This window comes from Archangium lansingense, assembly GCF_026626635.1.
In the GTDB taxonomy this organism is placed as follows: Bacteria; Myxococcota; Myxococcia; order Myxococcales; family Myxococcaceae; genus Archangium; species Archangium lansingense.
In genome coordinates, this window is record NZ_JAPNKA010000001.1 from 370,921 (window position 1) to 389,225 (window position 18,305).

Annotated in this window: 14 protein-coding genes; 8 read left to right on the top strand and 6 right to left on the bottom strand. The window is 67.9% G+C overall.

The annotated features are described in order from the left end of the window. Positions 1-3: 3 nt before the first annotated feature. Together OV287_RS01400 and alr are read right to left on the bottom strand one after the other, a co-directional pair. On the bottom strand, positions 4-1,941 hold the full coding sequence (locus tag OV287_RS01400; RefSeq protein WP_267532145.1) for an FG-GAP-like repeat-containing protein: 1,938 nt from the start codon (positions 1,939-1,941) through the stop codon (positions 4-6). A 289-nt stretch (positions 1,942-2,230) separates the two neighbouring features. Then, positions 2,231-3,436: an alanine racemase gene (gene alr / locus OV287_RS01405; protein WP_267532146.1), complete on the bottom strand. Its 1,206-nt coding sequence runs from the start codon at positions 3,434-3,436 to the stop codon at positions 2,231-2,233. Between the two features lie 170 nt (positions 3,437-3,606). On the opposite strand from alr, the gene OV287_RS01410 reads away from it, so the two are divergent. From OV287_RS01410 to OV287_RS01425, 4 genes are all read left to right on the top strand, one after another. Beyond that, the gene (locus tag OV287_RS01410; protein ID WP_267532147.1) at positions 3,607-4,707 is read left to right on the top strand and encodes a hypothetical protein; all 1,101 of its coding nucleotides are present in this window, start codon (positions 3,607-3,609) and stop codon (positions 4,705-4,707) included. Positions 4,708-5,207: 500 nt separating this feature from the next. After that, complete coding sequence (locus tag OV287_RS01415) at positions 5,208-6,446, top strand: metal-dependent hydrolase family protein (RefSeq protein WP_267532148.1); 1,239 nt, start codon at positions 5,208-5,210, stop codon at positions 6,444-6,446. A gap of 57 nt (positions 6,447-6,503) precedes the next feature. Continuing rightward, entirely contained in the window at positions 6,504-6,773 is a 270-nt protein-coding gene (locus OV287_RS01420) for a MoaD/ThiS family protein (RefSeq protein ID WP_267532149.1), read from the top strand. A gap of 2 nt (positions 6,774-6,775) precedes the next feature. After that, complete coding sequence (locus OV287_RS01425) at positions 6,776-7,867, top strand: exo-alpha-sialidase (RefSeq protein ID WP_267532150.1); 1,092 nt, start codon at positions 6,776-6,778, stop codon at positions 7,865-7,867. Positions 7,868-7,873: 6 nt separating this feature from the next. Here the strand turns inward: OV287_RS01425 and OV287_RS01430 are convergent, their stop codons facing one another. Both OV287_RS01430 and OV287_RS01435 read right to left on the bottom strand, forming a co-directional pair. Continuing rightward, positions 7,874-8,437, bottom strand: a complete 564-nt coding sequence (locus OV287_RS01430; protein WP_267532151.1) for a regulatory protein RecX — start codon at positions 8,435-8,437, stop codon at positions 7,874-7,876. 161 nt (positions 8,438-8,598) lie between these two features. After that, on the bottom strand, positions 8,599-10,416 hold the full coding sequence (locus tag OV287_RS01435) for an acyl-CoA dehydrogenase (protein ID WP_267532152.1): 1,818 nt from the start codon (positions 10,414-10,416) through the stop codon (positions 8,599-8,601). A 160-nt stretch (positions 10,417-10,576) separates the two neighbouring features. On the opposite strand from OV287_RS01435, the gene OV287_RS01440 reads away from it, so the two are divergent. After that, on the top strand, positions 10,577-11,560 hold the full coding sequence (locus OV287_RS01440; RefSeq protein ID WP_267532153.1) for a hypothetical protein: 984 nt from the start codon (positions 10,577-10,579) through the stop codon (positions 11,558-11,560). Positions 11,561-11,656: 96 nt separating this feature from the next. Continuing rightward, positions 11,657-12,688 (top strand): synaptic vesicle VAT-1 family membrane protein, encoded by a 1,032-nt coding sequence (locus OV287_RS01445; RefSeq protein ID WP_267532154.1) that lies wholly within the window; start codon positions 11,657-11,659, stop codon positions 12,686-12,688. A gap of 43 nt (positions 12,689-12,731) precedes the next feature. Here OV287_RS01445 and OV287_RS01450 read toward each other — a convergent pair whose 3' ends face one another. Both OV287_RS01450 and OV287_RS01455 read right to left on the bottom strand, forming a co-directional pair. Continuing rightward, the gene (locus tag OV287_RS01450) at positions 12,732-13,199 is read right to left on the bottom strand and encodes a hypothetical protein (protein WP_267532155.1); all 468 of its coding nucleotides are present in this window, start codon (positions 13,197-13,199) and stop codon (positions 12,732-12,734) included. 90 nt (positions 13,200-13,289) lie between these two features. Then, positions 13,290-14,636, bottom strand: a complete 1,347-nt coding sequence (locus OV287_RS01455) for a serine hydrolase (RefSeq protein WP_267532156.1) — start codon at positions 14,634-14,636, stop codon at positions 13,290-13,292. Positions 14,637-14,896: 260 nt separating this feature from the next. Here OV287_RS01455 and OV287_RS01460 point away from each other — a divergent pair, with 260 nt between their 5' ends. Together OV287_RS01460 and OV287_RS01465 are read left to right on the top strand one after the other, a co-directional pair. Next, on the top strand, positions 14,897-16,417 hold the full coding sequence (locus OV287_RS01460; protein ID WP_267532157.1) for an acyl-CoA synthetase: 1,521 nt from the start codon (positions 14,897-14,899) through the stop codon (positions 16,415-16,417). A gap of 57 nt (positions 16,418-16,474) precedes the next feature. Next, a complete protein-coding gene (locus OV287_RS01465) occupies positions 16,475-18,301 on the top strand; it encodes a hypothetical protein (protein WP_267532158.1) in 1,827 nt (608 codons plus the stop codon). Positions 18,302-18,305 lie beyond the last annotated feature (4 nt).

Sequence of the window (18,305 nt, forward strand, 5' to 3'; positions counted from 1 at the left end):
GCGTCAGTACCGGGACAGATAGGCGCGGGAGCCGCCGTCTCCCGCCCCGTAGTTCCAGTACACCTTGTCCGCCGCTCCGCTCCCGTCGAGGTCCGCGAAGAAATACTGCGTGTTGGCGGACTGGCTGTAGCCCGTGTTGTCCATCAGCGGGCCGCCCGAGAAGCCCGTGGCCGAGCCGAGGTACACCTGGATGCGGCCCTCGCGATAGTCCGGGCGCCAGAAGAGCTTGTCGGCGTGGCCGTCACCATTGATGTCGGTGAAGTAGAGGCGCGTCTCGGCATTGCCGCTCGTGCCTCCCGTGTGCGCCGTCAGGAAGGTGAATGCACCGTTGCCGTTCGAGGCGTAGACGCGCGTGCGTCCTGAATCCGCCGCGGGGTCCCACACAATCTTGTCCGCCTTGCCGTCGCCCGTGACGTCCGCGAAGTAGAAGTGCGCGTCGCTGTTCTGGCTGCTCCCCGCATCCGTGTTCGTGTTCGACCAGGCGAAGGTCCCGTCACAGTTCGACAGGTAGATGCGCGCCCGGCCCGAGTCGAACGTCGGGTTCCAGTACACCTTGTCCGCGCACTTGTCCCCCGTCAGGTCCGCGAAATAGAAGGTGGTCGCGCTCGACTCGCTCCCGCCGTTTTCGTTCGAGTTCGACCAGCGGAACGTCCCGTCACAGTTCGACAGGTACACCCGCGTGTGGCCCGTGTCGAAGGTCGGGTTCCAGTAAATCTTGTCCGCGCACGCGTCCCCATCCACGTCCGCGAAGTAGAAGCTCGTTCCACTGGAGGCGCTCGTTCCGTTGTCGTTCACGACTCCGGCCGCGAACGTCCCGTTGCAGTTGGACCGGAAGACCTGCGTGGCTCCCCCCGCCAGCGTGGGGTTCCAGGAGATCTTGTCCGCGCAGCCGTCTCCCGTCACGTCCGCGAAGTAGAGCCGCGTGCTCGCCGAGCTCCCGTTTCCTTGGGTGTCCGTCGTCGAGCCCGCCTGGAACATGGCGGGACGGACCGTCGCCATGACGGCGAAGTGGTCCGACGGCGTGATGCCGCTGTACGTGCTCGTGTCGATGAGCTGGTCCGACGTGGTCATGTCCCCACCGCTCACGAAGATGTAGTCGAGCCGCGTGTAGCTCGTGCTCGCGCTCTTCCAGGAGCTGTTGTAGGTCGCGGTGCTCGCTGTGGTCTCACCCGTGTGCCGCGCCGAGCGGAAGAGGGTGGGAGAGCCCCCTGTCTCGAGCAGCGAGATGGAGTCATCTCCCGCCCAGCTCGGATGTTGCGGGTCGGAGTTGAAGTCGCCGAACACGACGACGGAACGGCCTGCCGCCTTCTCGGTGATGACGGCTCGGATCTGCTCGGCGTTCTTCTCGCGCGCCAGGCCGCAGCTCCCAGAATGCGCCGGGTGTGAATTGACGAGGAAATACTGGCGGCCCGAAAGCTTGTCATCCAGCTTGATCCACGACGCCGTCCGCCCCTTCGCATTCTCGAAGCACGTGCCAGACGTGTATGGATTGGCGATGCTGAAGTACCCCTGTACGTCCGTGCCAGCCGCCAGCTGGAACCGGCTCCGGCGATAGAAAATCATCTTCGGGCTTCCGTTCGGCGGCTTGTAGTAGTCGTAGTTCGCCTGGAAGGCAGTGATGAGGTCGTTCTGGATGACTGTCGCCGACGCCTCCTGCACTCCGAAGATGTCCGGGTTCCTCGCCGCGATGAGCTTGATGACGTTCGGGCTCCGCTGCGTCCACGTGTAGCTGCCCGTGTCGTCCGCGTTCACCTGCCGCACGTTGTAGGTCATCACCGTGAACGGCCGGTGGTCCACCGTCGCCGCGGACTCGCTCGTTCCGAGCTCGCCGTGCTGGGGCTCGTCCAGGGTCGCGGGTCCACAACTTGTCCACAGCGTGCCCAGTGCCAGCAGGGCAGGGCCGTGCAGCTGACTGCGAAGCCAATGCGTCTTCTTGTTCATCGCTTCTCCTCGTGGGGGGGGCTTGGGACTGCGGAGCCCAGAGGGTCCAAGTCGGCCCGATAGCACGGGGAGTACATTGAATGCGATTTTTTCCTGTTTTGAATGGTGCTCTGGGTGCCGTCTGGGAACACCCTCACCCCTGCCCTCTCCCAGAGGGAGAGGGGGCGTGACTCGGGTTCAACCTGGGATTCAGATACCCTCACCCCGTCCCTCTCCCGAGGGGAGAGGGGTTGTTGGGGTGGATTGGATTTGGTTGGATTGGATTTGGTTGGGTTGGATTTGGTTGGGGTTAGGGCACGACGACCCGACGCAGGTGCGCTCCCAACCGCGTCGTCATCTCGTAGTGGATCGTCTGCGCCCAGTCCGCCAGGTTCTCCACGTGCAGGTGCTCGTCCCCATCCTTGCCGATCAGCGTCGCCGTCAGCGGTCGCTCGTCGTGCGTCGCCCTCGTCACGTCCACGATGATGTGGTTCATCATCACTCGCCCCAGCACCGGGCACCTTCGCCCGTTCACCAGCACGTGCGCCTTCCCCGACATCAGTCGCGCGTACCCGTCGAAGTACCCCACCGGGAGCACCGCCACTCGCGTCGCCTCGGGGCACCGGTACGTGCACCCGTAGCCCACGTAGCTTCCCGCAGGTAGCCACTTCACCACCTGGCTCGGGCACCTCCACGACAGCACCGGCCTCAGCTCCGGCACCCTCCCCAACACCAGCCGCGCTGACAGCCTCGTCTCCGACGACGGCCACAGGCCATACAGGGAGATGCCCACCCGCTGGGCGTCGAACCGCGCCCTCGGCAGCACCAGCGTCGCCGCGCTCGCCGCCATGTGCCGCTGCAATGGCTCCTGCACCGGCACGCTCGCTCGCAGCGCCATCAGTCCGCCCTCGAAGATGTCGAGCTGCGATTCGGCGTACGTCTGCTCCGTCACGTCCTCCGTGTTCGCGAAGTGGCTCAGCGCTCCCACCACTCGCAGCACGTCCGAGGCCTCGCGCAGGAAGTCCAGCTCTCCCCCGGCAATCTGTCCCGGTGTGAAGCCCTCACGCCCCAGCCCCGTGTCCACGTGCACGTGCACTCGCAGCGGGTGCTCCAGCTTCGCCCGCCGCAGCTCCTCCACCGTCTCCCTCCACGAGCCGTCCCCCACCACCACCTCCACCCCTGCTCGCGCCAGCGCCACCGCCTCCTCCGCGTCCGTGGCCCCGAGGACCAGCACCTGCTTGCGCTCCAGGCCTCGCGCCTGCTCGAGCGCCCTCACCATCAGCGCGTCCCCCGGCGTGATGAAGTACAGGACGTCCACCAGCGGGTGCACCAGCGGCAGCATCTGCGTCAGCCCGTGGCCGTACGCGTTGCCCTTCAGCACCGCTCCCAGTGCCCTCGGCCCGCCTGTGTCCGCCGAGAGCTTGCGCAGCGTCGCCACGTTCGCCGCCAGCGCTCCCGCAGACAACTCCAGCCTCGACGCCACCTTCCCGGATGCCCCCGCAGTTACCTCGTGCATCTTCCGCCTGACCGTCCTTCGCGCCTCTCCGGCGCGCTGTGTGCGTCGTTTTTCTTCCAAAGCGTGCCGCTTTGCACGCTCCATCCGAGCGGCCAGGCATGGGAGCGGACGATGCTCCGCGCGGGCAACAGCCCACGTATCCTGGGGGTGTACCCGGAGGGGAGTCGTCCATGTCGTCGAAGTTCGCTCTGCATCCCGATGACACCGACTGGGAGCGGTCCACCGCAGGGCCCGGGCTGCTCCTGGATGTGCCCGCCGAGGGACCGTGGCGACAGCCCTTCCTCCAGGTCCAGGCTGTCCCTCCCTTCCTGCGGTTGATGGCCGGCACGCAGCCCCTGCTGTGGGTTCATGTGGAGTCGGGCTGGGATACTTGTGGCTTCCTTCGCGGTCCTGCCTGGGTGCACAGCGTCCTTCCTCCCATCTCCGCGGCCGACGTGCGCGCCATCCGCGAGGTGTCGGGCTCTCCGGGGTGGTGGGAGGCCTGGATGCGCTATGTGGTCCGCCACCTCGAGGCCTCGCCCGCATCGCCGCTCCACGCTGGGCGCTGGTGTCTGCGTCCCCTGCGGGAGCTGGAGGCCGGTGAGGCTCGGCGCTACCCCCTCGATCCCGCCTCCGGGCCCGGTGTGTCGCTCGAGCCTCCATTCCTCGTTCAGGGTGCCAGCGCCCTCGGCTTCGAGCCTTTCTGGCGCGAGTACTGGCAGCCCGAGGGGTTCTACGGAGACACCGGGGGGGCGGGCCTTTCTCCCAGGCACTCGCAGCGGTTCGAGTGGTGTGGCGGGGTCGTCTCGCTCCGCCCTCCCTCACCCGAGGACTCCGGCCGGTTGAAGGTCTGGCGCAAGTCCGCTCGCGAGGGCTCCCTTCCTCCCGTGCTCCTCTTCTACCTGGCCGTCGCGCGGAAGTGGGTGGTGCTCGATGGGCATGACCGGCTCCTCGCTGCCTCTTTCGAGCAGCGTCCCGTGCCCATGCTCGGGCTCTTGTTGGTGCGGGAGACGCCTGTCTCCGAGGAGGCGCTCGTGCATGCTCGCACTCGCGCCCAGCGGATGGTGGAAGGACGGCTTCGTGGTGCAGTGTCTCCCCTTGTCATCGACGAGGTGAATCGCTTCGTGTTGAAGGGGTATGCCGGCGTTCATCGCTCCGCCATCACCCGCTCCTGGCCCCTTCCCGGTGGCTCCCGCACCTGGCGGTCCGAGGTTCTCGCGTGGCGCGAGGCCCAGGAGTTGGACTTGCAGGAGTGGGAGTGGAAACGGTTCGTGGCTCCTGGCTGGTGGTGAGCCCGGTCGCACTCCAGCCAGGGGAGGGTACGGGCCTTGTTTCTGTCGTGCGCATCCTCTCCGGCAGGAGGTCTCCCCATGAGCATCTGGCAGAAACTGTCCTCGCGTTTTCGTGGGCATTCCGATGATGAGGCAGCGCCTCGTTCCGGCTCTGAGTCCCCCGGCATGACCTATGCCGATTTGGAGCGCGATAAGGACCTCAAGGAGCGGCAGCTCTCCGGCGTGTTCGCTCCTCCCTTCGGCAAGGACGCCTCCGCCGTCGAGGAGGACGAGTGAGCTCCGAGTAGGGTGCACAGTGGGGAAGACGGGCACGGGCACCCTCACCCCGTCCCTCTCCCGGAGGGCGAGGGGATATTGGCGGGGATGGGGGCAGGGAGATGGTGGATAGGGGAGGGGAGATGGGTCCTGTGATAGGTCGCTCGCCTGCTCCTCTTTCCTTCTTTCTCTCCATGCGCCTCCTGCTCGCCCTCCTTGTCGCGCTCCTCTGCGTCGTGCCTTCCATGGCCTCCGCTCAGGCTCCCGCTCCCGTTTCCACTGTCTTCCTTCTGCGCCCCGCTCGCGTCTTCGATGGCGTCTCCGCGAAGGTCCAGGAGGGCTGGGTCGTGCTCGTCCGCGGTGACCGCATCGCCGCCGTCGGGCCTGCCTCCCAGGTGACTGCACCCCTCGGGACCGAGGTCGTCGAGCTTCCCGGTACCACCCTCATCCCCGGTCTCATCGAGGGTCATTCGCACCTCCTTCTTCACCCCTACAACGAGACCTCCTGGAATGATCAGGTGCTCCGCGAGCCCCTCGCCCTCCGCGTCGCCCGCGCCACCAATCACGCCCGCGATACGCTCCTCGCCGGTTTCACCACCGTGCGAGACCTCGGCACCGAGGGCGCTGCTGACGCCGACGTCGGTCTCAAGCAGGCCATCCAGCAGAGCATCATCCCCGGGCCCCGTGTGCTCGCCACCACCCGCGCTCTTGTCGCCACTGGCTCCTATGCCCCCAAGGGCTTCGCTCCCGAGTGGCACGTCCCCCAGGGCGCCGAGGAGGCCGATGGTGTCGATGCTCTCATCCGCGCCGTCCGCGGTCAGATGGGCAAGGGCGCTGATTGGATCAAGGTGTATGGCGATTACCGTTGGGGTCCTCGCGGTGAAGCGCTCCCGTCCTACTCCCTCGAGGAGATGAAGCTCATCGTCCAGACCGCTCGCGATGGCGGCCGCCCCGTCGTCGTCCATGCCAGCACTCCCGAGGGCATGCGCCGTGCGGTGCTCGCGGGTGCGGAGACGATCGAGCACGGTGACAATGGCACTCCCGAAGTCTTCAAGCTCATGGCCGAGCGTGGTGTCTTCCTCTGCCCGACGCTCGCCGCCGGTGATGCCATCTACCAGTACGGCGGTTGGAAGAAGGGCACTGACCCCGAGCCCCCTGCCATCCAGCAGAAGCGCGCCAGCTTCCGCGCTGCCCTCGCCGCGGGTGTTCCCATCTGCAGCGGCAGTGACGTGGGCGTGTTTCCCCATGGGGACAATGCCCGCGAGCTGGAGCTCATGGTCGCTTATGGCATGGCGCCCTTGCAGGTGCTGAAGGCCGCCACCTCCGTCAATGCGCGCATGCTCCACATGGAGGACCGCATCGGCCAGGTGAAGGAAGGGCTCCTCGCCGACCTCGTCGCCGTGGAGGGAGATCCCACTCGCGACATTGCCGCGCTGCGCCAGATTCGCTTCGTCATGAAGGGCGGCTCCATGTTCCGGCGGTAGGTGCAGACGAGGGCTGCGAAATGACCGGTCGGCGCTCCGATGTTAGGGTGCGCCGCCGTGCCGCGCGTCACCTTCACCTCAAGCCTCCAGCGTCATGTCTCGTGTCCCTCGGAGCCCGTGGGTGGGGCCACCGTTCGTGAGGCCCTCGAGCAATACTTTGCCCGTCATCCTCTGGTGCGGAGCTACGTGCTCGATGAGCAGGGCGCGCTGCGCCATCACGTCGTCATCTTCGTGAACGGTGGTCAGCTTCGCGACCGCTCGGGCTTGCAAGAGCCGCTCAGCGAGGCCGCCGACATCTACGTCATGCAGGCTCTCTCAGGGGGTTGATCATGTCGGATCGCATCTTCGTCGCTACTCGCAAGGGACTCTTCGAGCTCCGGCGCTCCAATGGTCGCTGGAGCATCGCCCAGACCTCCTTCCTCGGAGACCCGGTCTCGCTGGTCGCGAAGTCCCCCTCGGATGGCACCCTCTATGCCGCCCTCTACCTGGGTCACTTCGGCGTGAAGCTGCGCGCTTCCTCCGATGGTGGCCAGCGCTGGGATGAGGTGACTGCCCCCGCCTTCCCGAAGAAGCCGGAGGGACTCGAGGAGAACCTCCCCGATGGCAAGCCCTGGCCCTGGCGCGTCGAGCAGATCTGGGCGCTCGAGGTCGTGGACGGCACCCTCTGGTGCGGCACGGTCGGAGGAGGACTCTTCCGCTCTCACGATCGCGGTCAGTTCTGGGAGCTGTGTCGTGGCCTCTGGGACCATCCGCTGCGAAAGCAGTGGTTCGGTGGTGGCACGGACTTGCCGGGCATTCACTCCATCTGTCCGCACCCGAAGAATCCGAATGAGCTTGTCGTCGGCGTCTCGTGCGGCGGCGCCTGGCGCACGCTCGATGGCGGTGAGCACTGGGAGGTGAGCCAGGGCATGGTCGCCGCGTATATGCCTCCCGAGCTGCGCGAGAATCCCGCCATTCAGGATCCGCACCTGCTCGCGCGCTGCGCCGCGCACCCGGAGCGACTCTGGGCGCAGCACCACAACGGTGTCTTCCGCTCCGATGACGCGGGCAGCCGCTGGGTGTCCATCCCCGAGAGCGCTCCGAGCGTCTTCGGGTTCGCCATCGCGGCCCACCCGTCCAACCCGGACATCGCCTGGCGCGTCCCCGCCATCAAGGATGAGCAGCGCTTCCCCGTCGATGGTCGTGTCGTCGTGTCTCGCACGCGCGACGGTGGCAAGAGCTGGGAGGTGCTTCGCGAGGGTCTGCCCCAGGAGCACGCTTATGATCTCACCCTGCGCCACGCGCTCGACGTGGACGCCTCGGGCGAGCGGCTCGCGTTCGGCAGCAGCACCGGCTCGCTCTGGGTCTCCGAGAACGGCGGAGACTCCTGGATGCACCTCTCCGCGCACCTTCCGCCTATCTACGCTGTTCGCTTCGCCTGAGCGCCCTCAGCCCGGCGTGGAGTCGATGATCTTCTTCGCGATTCCGAAGGAGAAGCCTGCTCTCGCCAGCGCGGCCATGTCCCGCTGGCGGTTCTCCTCCCGGGTCTTCGCATTGGTCCGGAAGGGGCCCAGCCGCTTCTTCCGCGCCCAGATCTTCGCCGCCTCTTCCTCGGAGAGCTCCGCCGTGGCGTCCGCCAGTTTTTTCGCGACCACGTCCGCCGCCACGCCCTTCATCCGCAGCTTCTGCGCGATGACCCGCGCACTGCGGCCCGAGCTGCGCAGCGAGTGCGCCTTCATCCCCGCGTAGGCCTCGTCGTTGATGAGCCCGCTGCTCGTGAGCCGGGTTATGAGTGCGTCCACCCAGCCGAGCGCCTCAGTCCGGTCTCCACCGTGGCTCTTGATGGACCGGTCCACCCGGCGCAGGAGCACTCGCTTGAGCTGGCTTCCCGTCGCCGCGTACCGCTTCAGGTAGTGCAGCGCCGCGTTCTCCAGATAGCGAGGAGAGACCTTCCTCGGCTTCTTCTGGGGGCGCGGCGCCTTGCGGCCCTGTTCTCCCTGCTGCTCGTCCATGTGAGGCCCGGTGTAACACCTGGGTCCGACGCCGGATACCTGGAGGGTTGTGGCTCACAGCTTGTTCTGCAGGCGGCCAGGCACACGGGGGCGGCTCGCGATCCATACCCTCACCCCGTCCCTCTCCCAGAGGGAGAGGGGTTGATGCGCAGGGCAGGGGCTTAGAAGGCCTCTTCGGGTACCTCCATCAGGTCCAGTGTGCCCTGCTCCACCATGCGCGCGGCGTGGGCGAGCCCCGGCAGCACCTCGCGGCAGAACCAGCGCGCACTGGCGAGCTTGCCCACGTAGAAGGTTTTGTCGCCCGGGTTCTCCTTCATCCGCTCCAGCGCTACCGCCGCGTGCCGCACCAGCAGCCAGCCAATGACGAGGTCCGCCAGCCCCAGCAGCACCCGGTTGCCCTGCAGGCCCACGTGGTAGACGGACTCGCCCAGCTTCCCCAGCAGCGTGCCCAGCATCGTCTCCAGGTCCGCCAGCCCCTTGCCCAGTGCCGCGCGCTCGGTCTCCAGCTCCTTGCCGCCCTCGCCTGACTCCACCGTCGCGCGCACCCTCCCCAGCAACTGTTGCAGCGTCGCCCCGCCATCCCTCGCCACCTTGCGCAGCAGCAGGTCCAACGCCTGGATGTGCGTGGTGCCCTCGTACAGCGTGTCGATCTTCTGGTCCCGGATGTACTGCTCCATCGGGTAGTCCTTCAGGTACCCCGAGCCCCCCAGGCACTGCAGCGCCACGCCCAGCAGCTCGTACCCCTTCTCCGAGCAGTAGCCCTTCACCAGCGGCAGCAGCAGATCATTGAGCGAGTCGTACTCGGCGGCCTCCAGCGCCCGGTGCCCACCCCTGAGCTCCACCTGGTCCTGGATGGCGGCGGTGAAGAGGCACAGCGCCCGCATGCCCTCGGCGTGCGCCTTCTGCGCCATCAGCATCCGCCGCACGTCCGGGTGGTGGATGATGCTCACGCGTGGGGCCTTGGCGTCGCGCGCCTGCAGCAGGTCCGCCCCCTGCTTGCGGTCCTTCGTGAACTCCAGCGCGTTGAGGTACGCCGTGGACACCGTGGCCATGGACTTGATGCCCACCGCCATGCGCGCCTGCTCGATGATGTGGAACATCTGACGGATGCCGTCGTGCACCTCGCCCAGCAGCAGGCCGCGTGCCGGCTTGCCGTCACCGAAGGTCAGCTCGCACGTCACCGAGCCCTTCAGCCCCATCTTCTCTTCAATCTTCGTGCACACCACGCCGTTGCGCTCGCCCAGTGCGCCGCCCTCCTCCACCCAGAACTTGGGCACGATGAAGAGCGAGAGCCCCTTGGTTCCCGGCCCCGCGTTCTCGGGCCGTGCCAGCACCATGTGGACGATGTTCTCCGTGTTGTCCGTCTCCGCGCTGGTGATGAAGCGCTTCACGCCTTCAATCTCCCAGACGTCGCCCCCCACGTGCCGCGCCTTGGTGCGCGCCGCGCCCACGTCGCTGCCCGCGTCCGGCTCGGTGAGCACCATCGTCCCCACCCAGCGCCGCTCCATCATCGCCGGCAGGTAGCGCTTCTTCTGGGAGTCCGTGCCCAGCTTGTCGATGACGCGCGTCAGGATGCCGCCCAGCGTATAGAAGGCCACCGCCGGGTTGGCCCCCACCATCAGCTCGAAGGCCGCCCAGCCCAGCGAGGGGGGGGCTCCCATTCCTCCCAGGTGCACCGGCAGTTCCAGCTGGCTCATCCCCGACTCGTGATAGGCCGTCAGCGCCTTCTGGATGCCCGGCGGCAGCGTCACCGTTCCGTCCACCAGCTTCGGCGGGTTGTGCTCGGGCTCGGTGAAGCTCGGCGCCATCTCCTTCAGACACACCTCGGCGAACGTCTCCAGCGTCTGCCGCGCCGCCGTCTCGTCGAAGTCCCCGAAGGGCGCCTTGCCCAGCGAGCTTCGCCCGATGTCCAGGAACTCGAAGAGGTTGAAGTTCAGGTCACGCAGGTTGTGCTTGTAGTGGTTGGGCACGGACGACATCTCGGCCTCCGGCTGAACGGGTTGTGCGGGTAGAGACCCCAGGCTACTGCGTGTGATGGGCCCGGGTCCGCCCCCTTTTTCAGGGGGGGTCGCAACCTGGGCCCTCTCGCTGCGACAATAGAGGACGAAGCACCCCCCGTGCGCCCAGCGAGGACCTTCCATGAGCATCCGAAGGATTGGATTCAGCCCCTTCGTCCAGACAGCGAGCGTCATCGAGGCCCAGCGGCGCATCGAGGCCCAGAATCGCGTCGAGGCCGTCGAGAAGCACGCCGGGGTCGACGACCCGGCGCTGATGACCGAGGAACAGGCGCTGGAGGCCCTCAATGCAAAGTACCGCGCGGAGCTGGAGGCACTCGAGGCCGAGCGCGCGCAGAAGGAGGCCGAGAGCGGGGCGCTCCGGGCCCAGCTCACGCTCTCCGACGGGTACGAGACCGCCCAGCGGGACCTCGTGGACCTGAAGGGGGGCAAGGACGCCGCGAAAGAGGCGCTCCCGGACACCGGTGCGGACAAGCCGGGGGTTTCGCTCGCGCACCTGGCTCGGGCCAATGTGTACGAGTCCGTGTCTCGTGCGGAGCGTGCCAGGGCCGAGCAGGCAGCCGCGCTGGAACGGGCCGCGGCGGAGCAGGCCGCGGCGGCTGGAGTGGAGGACAACTGGATGGAGGCGGAGCTGTCCGCGCTCCAGGTAGACGGTGAGTCCGAGGTGGAGGCAGGGCCGGAGGACGACAACTGGATGGAGGCGGAGCTGTCCGCGCTCCAGGCAGCGGAGGATGCGCTCGGGGAGGAAGAGGAGGTCTACAGCGATCCGGGAGCGGACTCGTTCTTCGCCAGCATGGAGGACATCGAGAACCTCGAGCAGGGGGGCGTGGACCTCGGCGACGCGGGCGCCAATGCGTTCGTCGCGAGCATGGATGACATCGCCAACCTCGTGCCCGAGCCGGGGGCCGAGGCCGTGCCACCAAGTGCCTCGGAGCCCGTGGCGGTGGAGCCTTCCGTGATTCTCGCGGAGGAGGTTCGGTCCCAGGGACTCCCGTTCGCTGACGAGGCCGCTCCTGCTCCGGCGCCGGCTCCGGCCCTGGGGAGCGAGCAGCCGGTGGCCGATGCCGCCGCTCCCATGGGTCTTCCGTTCGACCCGGATTCAGTCTGAGGCGGGAGGACCCTCCGGCCTCGGGCGGCGCGAACTGGTCCGACCATCGGACCAGTTGCCGAAGTTTGTGCCCGGGAGAGGGGGTATGTCTGGGCCATGCGCAAGGTGGTCATCCCCCGCGCCGGCGGTTACGACCGGCTCACGCTCCAGACACAGCCAGACCCTACGCCTGCTCCTGACGAGGTTGTCGTCACCACGGAGGCCATTGGCGTCAACTACGCCGACTGCGTCATCCGTATGGGGCTGTATGCCTCGGCCAAGGAGTACGTCGGTTGGCCCATCACCCCGGGCTTCGAGTTCGCCGGCACCGTCTCCGCGGTAGGCTCCGCCGTCACGGACCTCGCCGTGGGCGCCCGGGTGTTCGGCGTCACGCGCTTCGGGGGCTACTCCTCCCACGTCGCAGTGCCTCGGCACCAGGTGTTCCCTCTGCCCGCGCGCTTCGACATGGCCCAGGCCGCGGGCTTTCCCACCGTCTTCCTCACCGCCTACTACGCCCTCTTCGAGCTGGCCCACCCGCGCCCGGGTAACACGTTGCTCGTGCACTCGGCCGCGGGCGGCGTGGGCGGCGCCCTGCTGCAACTGGGGCGCATCGCCGGCTGCCGTACCGTGGGCGTCGTCGGCTCCAGTCACAAGGTGGAGACCGCGCGGGCCCTCGGCGCTGACGTCGTCATTGATAAGAGTCGCGAGGACCTCTGGCGCGCCGCCGAGCAGGCCGCTCCCCGCGGTTATGACGTCGTGCTCGATGCCAATGGCGTCTCCACGCTGCGCGACAGCTACCGACACCTCGCTCGGCCCGGCAAGCTCGTCATCTATGGCTTTCATTCCATGTTGCCGCGCCAGGGCGGCCGGCCGAATTGGGTGAAGCTCGCCGCGGATTTCCTGCGCACCCCCCGGTTCGATCCGCTCTCGCTCACCAACGACAACACGAGCGTCCTTGCTTTCAACCTCTCTTATTTGTTCGAGCGCAGCGACGTGCTCGCGGAGGCCATGGCGCGGCTGCTCGCTTGGGTGGAGGAGGGCCGCATCACCTCGCCTCCCGTCACGCGCTTCCCGCTGGAGCGCGTGGCGGAGGCGCACCGCGCGCTGGAGTCCGGCTCCACCGTGGGCAAGCTCGTGCTGGTGCCGTGAGGCGCGGAGGTGGCCCGCTTCCGAGACCCGGGAGCCGAGGTGCTCAGTCAGCAGGTGTCGCGGGCCCACTGCCGCCGGGGCCCAGCCGTGGGCTGGCGACCTTCTCCTCGAGCCCGCCTCCTTCCGCTTGAAGCACTTCACGGATGACGCGATCGGCCACTTCGTCCAGCCAGCCACGCAGGGTCGCGGCGAGCTGCTGGTACTGAGGCCAGAGGGTCTCCTTCACGAAACGCTCGGGCACCCGCACCATGACAGTGGTGCGCCGCTGCCCCCGGTAGCGGTAGGGTTCCAGACGGTACCGGCGTAACAGGGCGACGAAGAGTCTGCGCTGCCACTCGTCCGCCAGTGAGAACTGGTACTCCACCGCTGGCTGCGCCTCGTTGGCGGCCTTCAGCCTGGCGAGGATGCGCTCACGCGCGGCTTCAGCGGCCTCGCGCTCCCCCAGGGTGGAGGCTCCGGCGAAGAGGGTCTCGATGGCGGCCAGCTTCCTTCGGAGTGACTCCTCGTCCATGGGTTCTCTCTCTCGTCCGCGAGCAGGATAGCCGAGTCCCATCCCTGGTGACTACCTGAATCGTCCTGCCCTGGTGGGTGACCGCAGGAGTCAACGCCTCCCATGGCTCCGCTGCTTCATCGCCTCGTCCACCCGGCGGCCCAGCTCCGCGATGCTCTGCGTGAAGCCGATCGCCGTCACCGTGCCGGGAAAGCCGTTCTCCTCGTCAGAGAAGTTCGCCGTCCCCGCCACCCCCTCGTCGTAGTAGCGGTAGCCGAGGTTCGACAGGAACGCGATGACGTAGTGCCTCGGCTCCTTGCCCGGCAAGGCCCGCACGATTCCCGCGTCGCTCCCGTAGTTCTCCGTCTGCCCCGTCTTGTGCAGGAACTCCACCTCCGCTGCCGCGTTGCATGGTCGCGTGTCCCGCTTGAACGCCGTTACCCCTACGGTTGCCGTCCCGTCCGCCGCCAGCCACCTCGACGGCACCGCTGTCGGGATTCCCGGCCGCACGTTCGCGTCTCCGCACACCAGCGTCGAGCTCAAGCCCTCCGCGTATCCCTGGTCCGCCAGCAGCTTCTTCAGGAAGTTCCGCGAGGGCTCCGACAGCTCCGCCGCTGTCACCGCTCGTCCCTCCCGCGTCCTCCACAGCACCCCCGGCCCCCCGTTGATGAGCAGGAACAGCCGCGCGGTGTCTAGCGCCGTCATGTGGATGCTCCCCGGCTGCCAGTTCCTCCCCGTCACCGGCGACGTCCCGTTCACCTGCAGTGTTCCGAGCCCCAGCGCCGCGTACTCCGCGTTCAGTCTCTCCATCGCCCCCCGCTCGTGCAGCAGCTTCACCAGCGCCTCCGTCGCGCCGTTGTCCGACTCGACGATCATCGGCTCCAGCCAGCCCCGCAACGGGCGCTCGCCCTTGTCCACCGTGTCCCGCATGAACCGGTACGGCGTGTCCAGCGTCAGCTCACCCCGGTCCACGAGCTTCATCACTCCGTACACGATGAGGATCTTGAAGAGTGACGCGGGGTAGGGCGCCATGAAGCGCAGCGGCACCTGCTCGCGTCCGGGTACCAGGTCGTCCTCGGCTGGAGCGTCCGCCCAGCCCTTCTGTCCGTCCCAGCGCTCCAGGTCCCACCGCGTGAAGCGCACCGCCTGGGTTCCCAGTGTTTGTGCGTCGATGGGCACCGCTTGCCCCTTCGGGTAGTCCCTCGAGAGCAGCACGTTCGCCACCGCCACCGGGCGCCCCTCCGCGTCCAGCTCGATGACCGCCACGTCCACGTTCGGTGGGTGCGTGATGCGCTCGCCTTTGTGTCTCCAGTCGAGCACCTGGTCGAAGGGCACTTGGCGCACTGCGTTCAGCAGCTCTGTCTCCAGGGCTCGCAAGCGCGTGGGTGAGAGGGTGGGTTGGCCGGCCAGGGCGGCCGTGGACAGCAGCAGGGCGAGGCAGAATGGGAGGGGGCGCATCGGGCGTCTGGTGAGGTGCGGCAACGGTAGTCGTGCGGCAGGTTCACGGCCAGCGCACCGGGGGCTCAGGGACTTTCGGTTTTCGTCCCGGTAGGCTCCGGTCTACCCTCACCCCGTCCCTCTCCCAGAGGGAGAGGGTTGAACCCGGGAATCGATATACCCTCACCCCGTCCCTCTCCCGGCGGGAGAGGGGTGTTGTCCGAGGGTTGGTGTCCGAGGGTTGGTGTCTTCCTTTCTCTGTTGGCGTCACGGAGTGTCTCGTGCCCATCGTCCATGACTGGCTTGCCCGCAGGGCCTCGCTCGCTCCCGAGCGCATCGCTCTCCTCGACTCCCTCCGCGGTGACCGCCGCATCTCCTGGCGCGAGTGGAACTCCTCCGCCAACCGCACCGCCCGTCTCCTCCATGACGTCCTCGGTGTCCGCCGCGGCGACCGCGTCGCCGTGCTCGCGATGAACTGCACCGAGTTCCTCGATCTCCTCTTCGCCTGCGGCAAGCTCGGCGCCATCCTCCAGCCCCTCAACTGGCGTCTCAGCTCCCCCGAGCTCGCCTCCCTCCTCGCCGACGCCGAGCCCGTCGTCCTCGTCCACGGCCCCGACTTCCAGTCTCAGGTCGAGGCCGTCCGCCCCCTCGCCCGCGGCATCCGGAACTTCGTCCACCTGGAGGAGTCGTCCGCCCGCAAGCCCGAGGACATCCCGTTCAGCCACCGGGACTCTCTGTCGGACGCGCCCCTGCCTCATGTGGATATCGAGCCCGAGGAGCCGTGGGTGCTCTGCTACACCGGTGGCAGCACCGGCATCCCCAAGGCCGCCATTCTCACCCACCGCTCCATCACCGCCAACGCGGCCAACACCGTCGTGAGCTGGGGCCTGACTGCTGACGACACCGCGCTCCTCAACGCGCCCCTCTTCCACACCGGTGGCCTCAACGTCTTCACCACCCCCCTCGTCTATGTGGGGGGCACCACCGTTGTCGCCCGCGCCTTCGCCATTGAGCAGGTCTTCGACCTCATCCACCGCGGCGCCATCAACCTCTTCTTCGGCGTGCCCACCATGTTCATCGAGATGCAGCGCCACCCGCGCTTTGACTCGGTGGACTTCTCTCGCCTCAAGTTGATCGTCAGCGGCGGCGCTCCTTGTCCCCAGCCCGTCTTCGAGCGCTTCTTCGCTCGTGGCATTGATTTCAAGACGGGTTATGGCCTCACCGAGGCTGGGCCCAACAACTTCTGGCTTCCCGCAGGTGATGTGCGCCGCAAGCCCGGCGCCGTCGGCGTGCCCCTGTTCCATGTGGAGGCCCGGATCGAGGGCGATGGCGAGGAGGGTGAGTTGCTCCTGCGCGGGCCTCACCTGTGCGCTGGCTACTGGCGCCGCTCCGAGGAGACCGCGAAGACCTTCGCTGGCGGCTGGCTCCACACTGGAGATCTCGCCCGGCGCGACGCGGACGGGTGCTTCAGCATCGTCGGCCGCAGCAAGGACCTCATCATCTCCGGCGGAGAGAATATCTACCCCTCTGAGGTGGAGAACGTGCTCGCCGCACACCCTGAGATCGCCGAGGTGTGTGTGATTGGTGTGCCGGACTCCAAGTGGGGCGAGGTGCCGCGTGCGCTCGTGGTGGCGCGCCCCGGTGCGGACCTCACCGAGGCCCAGGTGCTCGACTTCTGTCAGGGTCGGCTCGCCCGCTACAAGCAGCCTCGCTCGGTGCGCTTCCTCCCGGCCCTGCCTCGCACCAGTGCTGGCAAGGTGGATCGGCGTTCGCTCTCCGCGAGTCACGGCACGCCGGTTTGATGCGGCTCCAGGCTCCCGCCTCTATGCTCCCGAGTCGCTGCTCGACGTGGAGGCGACATGGGTTTGATGGACTGGTTGAAGGGCCGCAAGAAGGAGCCAGGCACGGAGGCGGCTACCCCGGGTGAGGCGCAGCGCGAGGTCCCTCCCTCCCCGGGACCGGCCGTCATCGTCTCCTTCGACAGGGGCGATGGTGTCGGCACGCTCGAGCTGGAAGGCGGACCGCAGCTGCGTTTTGGTCGCTCCGCCTGTCGCGCGGGTCTCGAGCCGGTGCCCTCCATGCGCGTGCTCGTGACTGAGATTGAGCCCCACCCGCGTGGTGGTTGGAGGGCTCGCGCGCTCCAGCCTGCTCCGGGTTCGGAGGTCGCGGCGGACTCGTTGCTCGAGGCGCAGGACTCGGCCCTCGGTCATGCGCCGCCTCCTCTGGAGCAGGTGGTGGCGACGGCCATGGAGTTGGGCGCACTCACCCTGCTGTTGGCACAGGCTCCGGAGCCGGGGCGCGCGGGCATCCGGAAGCTCCTGTCGCCCGAGTTGCTCGAGCCGCTGGGCGCTCGCCTCGAATTCTCTCCCTCCCCCATGCTCAACCTGGGCGGCTCCCAGTCCGTCCGGCTCCTCGTGGGCCAGGGTCCCCTGCCTGTGACGGGGCTCGACCGGCGCTTCGTGTCTCCCGACCTGCCGCCCGGTGCCGGCTTCCTCACGCTCCTGGGCGGTGTGGGCATGGGCCTGAAGTTGCGGCACATCGCTCCCAACCACCCGGATGCGCTCGGCCCCGAGGGCACGCTGCGGGTGTTCGGCAAGCTGGCCCAACAGTTGATTCAGGCGGGCACCGCGCATGCTGTCGTTGTCCACCGCGCTGGGCAGGTTCTCTTTGATGCTCGGGAGTGGCTGCGGCGGCTCGGGGCGCCGGAGGACCTGCGCTGCCGTTCCCTCGGGGCCTGGCTCGACCTGGGTGAGTCGCAGGGAATGCTGTCCTCGTATGGCATGGACGTGGCGGATCTGCCGGATGTGTCCGCGCCCTCCTCGGGCCCCGGGCTCCCGGAGGGCGAGGCCTATTCGCGCGCCCAGGAGGCCGTATTGCTGGCCTGCCACACCATGCTGCACGGCAACCGTCTCTTGGCCGATGGCGAGGAGCTCGTTGTTCCCCTGGGCGTCGCCGTGGGCGCCTTCCCCCTGGAGGTGGACAACCCTGGCCTCTCGGAGGCGTTCGCCGCTCGCTACCGTGTGCAGCCAGGGGGCAGGGGATTGCAGCTCGTCCCGGTGGCCCCGGTGCCGCGGCTGGCCGACGTGTGGGCTCGCACGGCCTCGGTTTCGGGTGGGCCCATGCCCTTTCCCGCTTATCGGCAACTGCTTCTCTCCCAGATGGAGGCCAAGGGCCTGCGCAAGGTGGCCTCCGTCTCCCGCGACAACCTCCCGGCTCCGCAGCCACCCCATGAGGTGCTCGTGCTGCGCAGCCAGAATGGCCGCTTCGTCACCATGACCTGTGGCATCGGCCGGGTTCTCCAGCCTCGGGGCTCCGTCGAGCAGGACTCCGCCCACCTGGAGTTCCTCCTCAACCTGCCCACCCACCACCCGATGATCGCCGAGAGCTTGTCCTTGATCGGGCGCATGCTGCACGCGCGGTCCCCCGAGGAGCCCCCCTGGGCCCCCGAGCACCGCGTGCGCTTCGGAGAGCCCACCGGTCCTCTGGGCATGAAGGCCGTGGCGCTCGCCTGGGCCGGACACGTGGAGCTCGGTGCCGGCCCTCCCGTGGGTCTGCTCGTGCCCATGCTGATGACCGACGAGGAGCTCGTTTCCGTGTCTTCGGGCATGGTGCCGCAGTGGATTGAGCAGCACGCCAATTCGGCCGAGGTGCTCGGGCGGTGGCTTCAGAAGGTGCCCTCCGCCTGAGCTG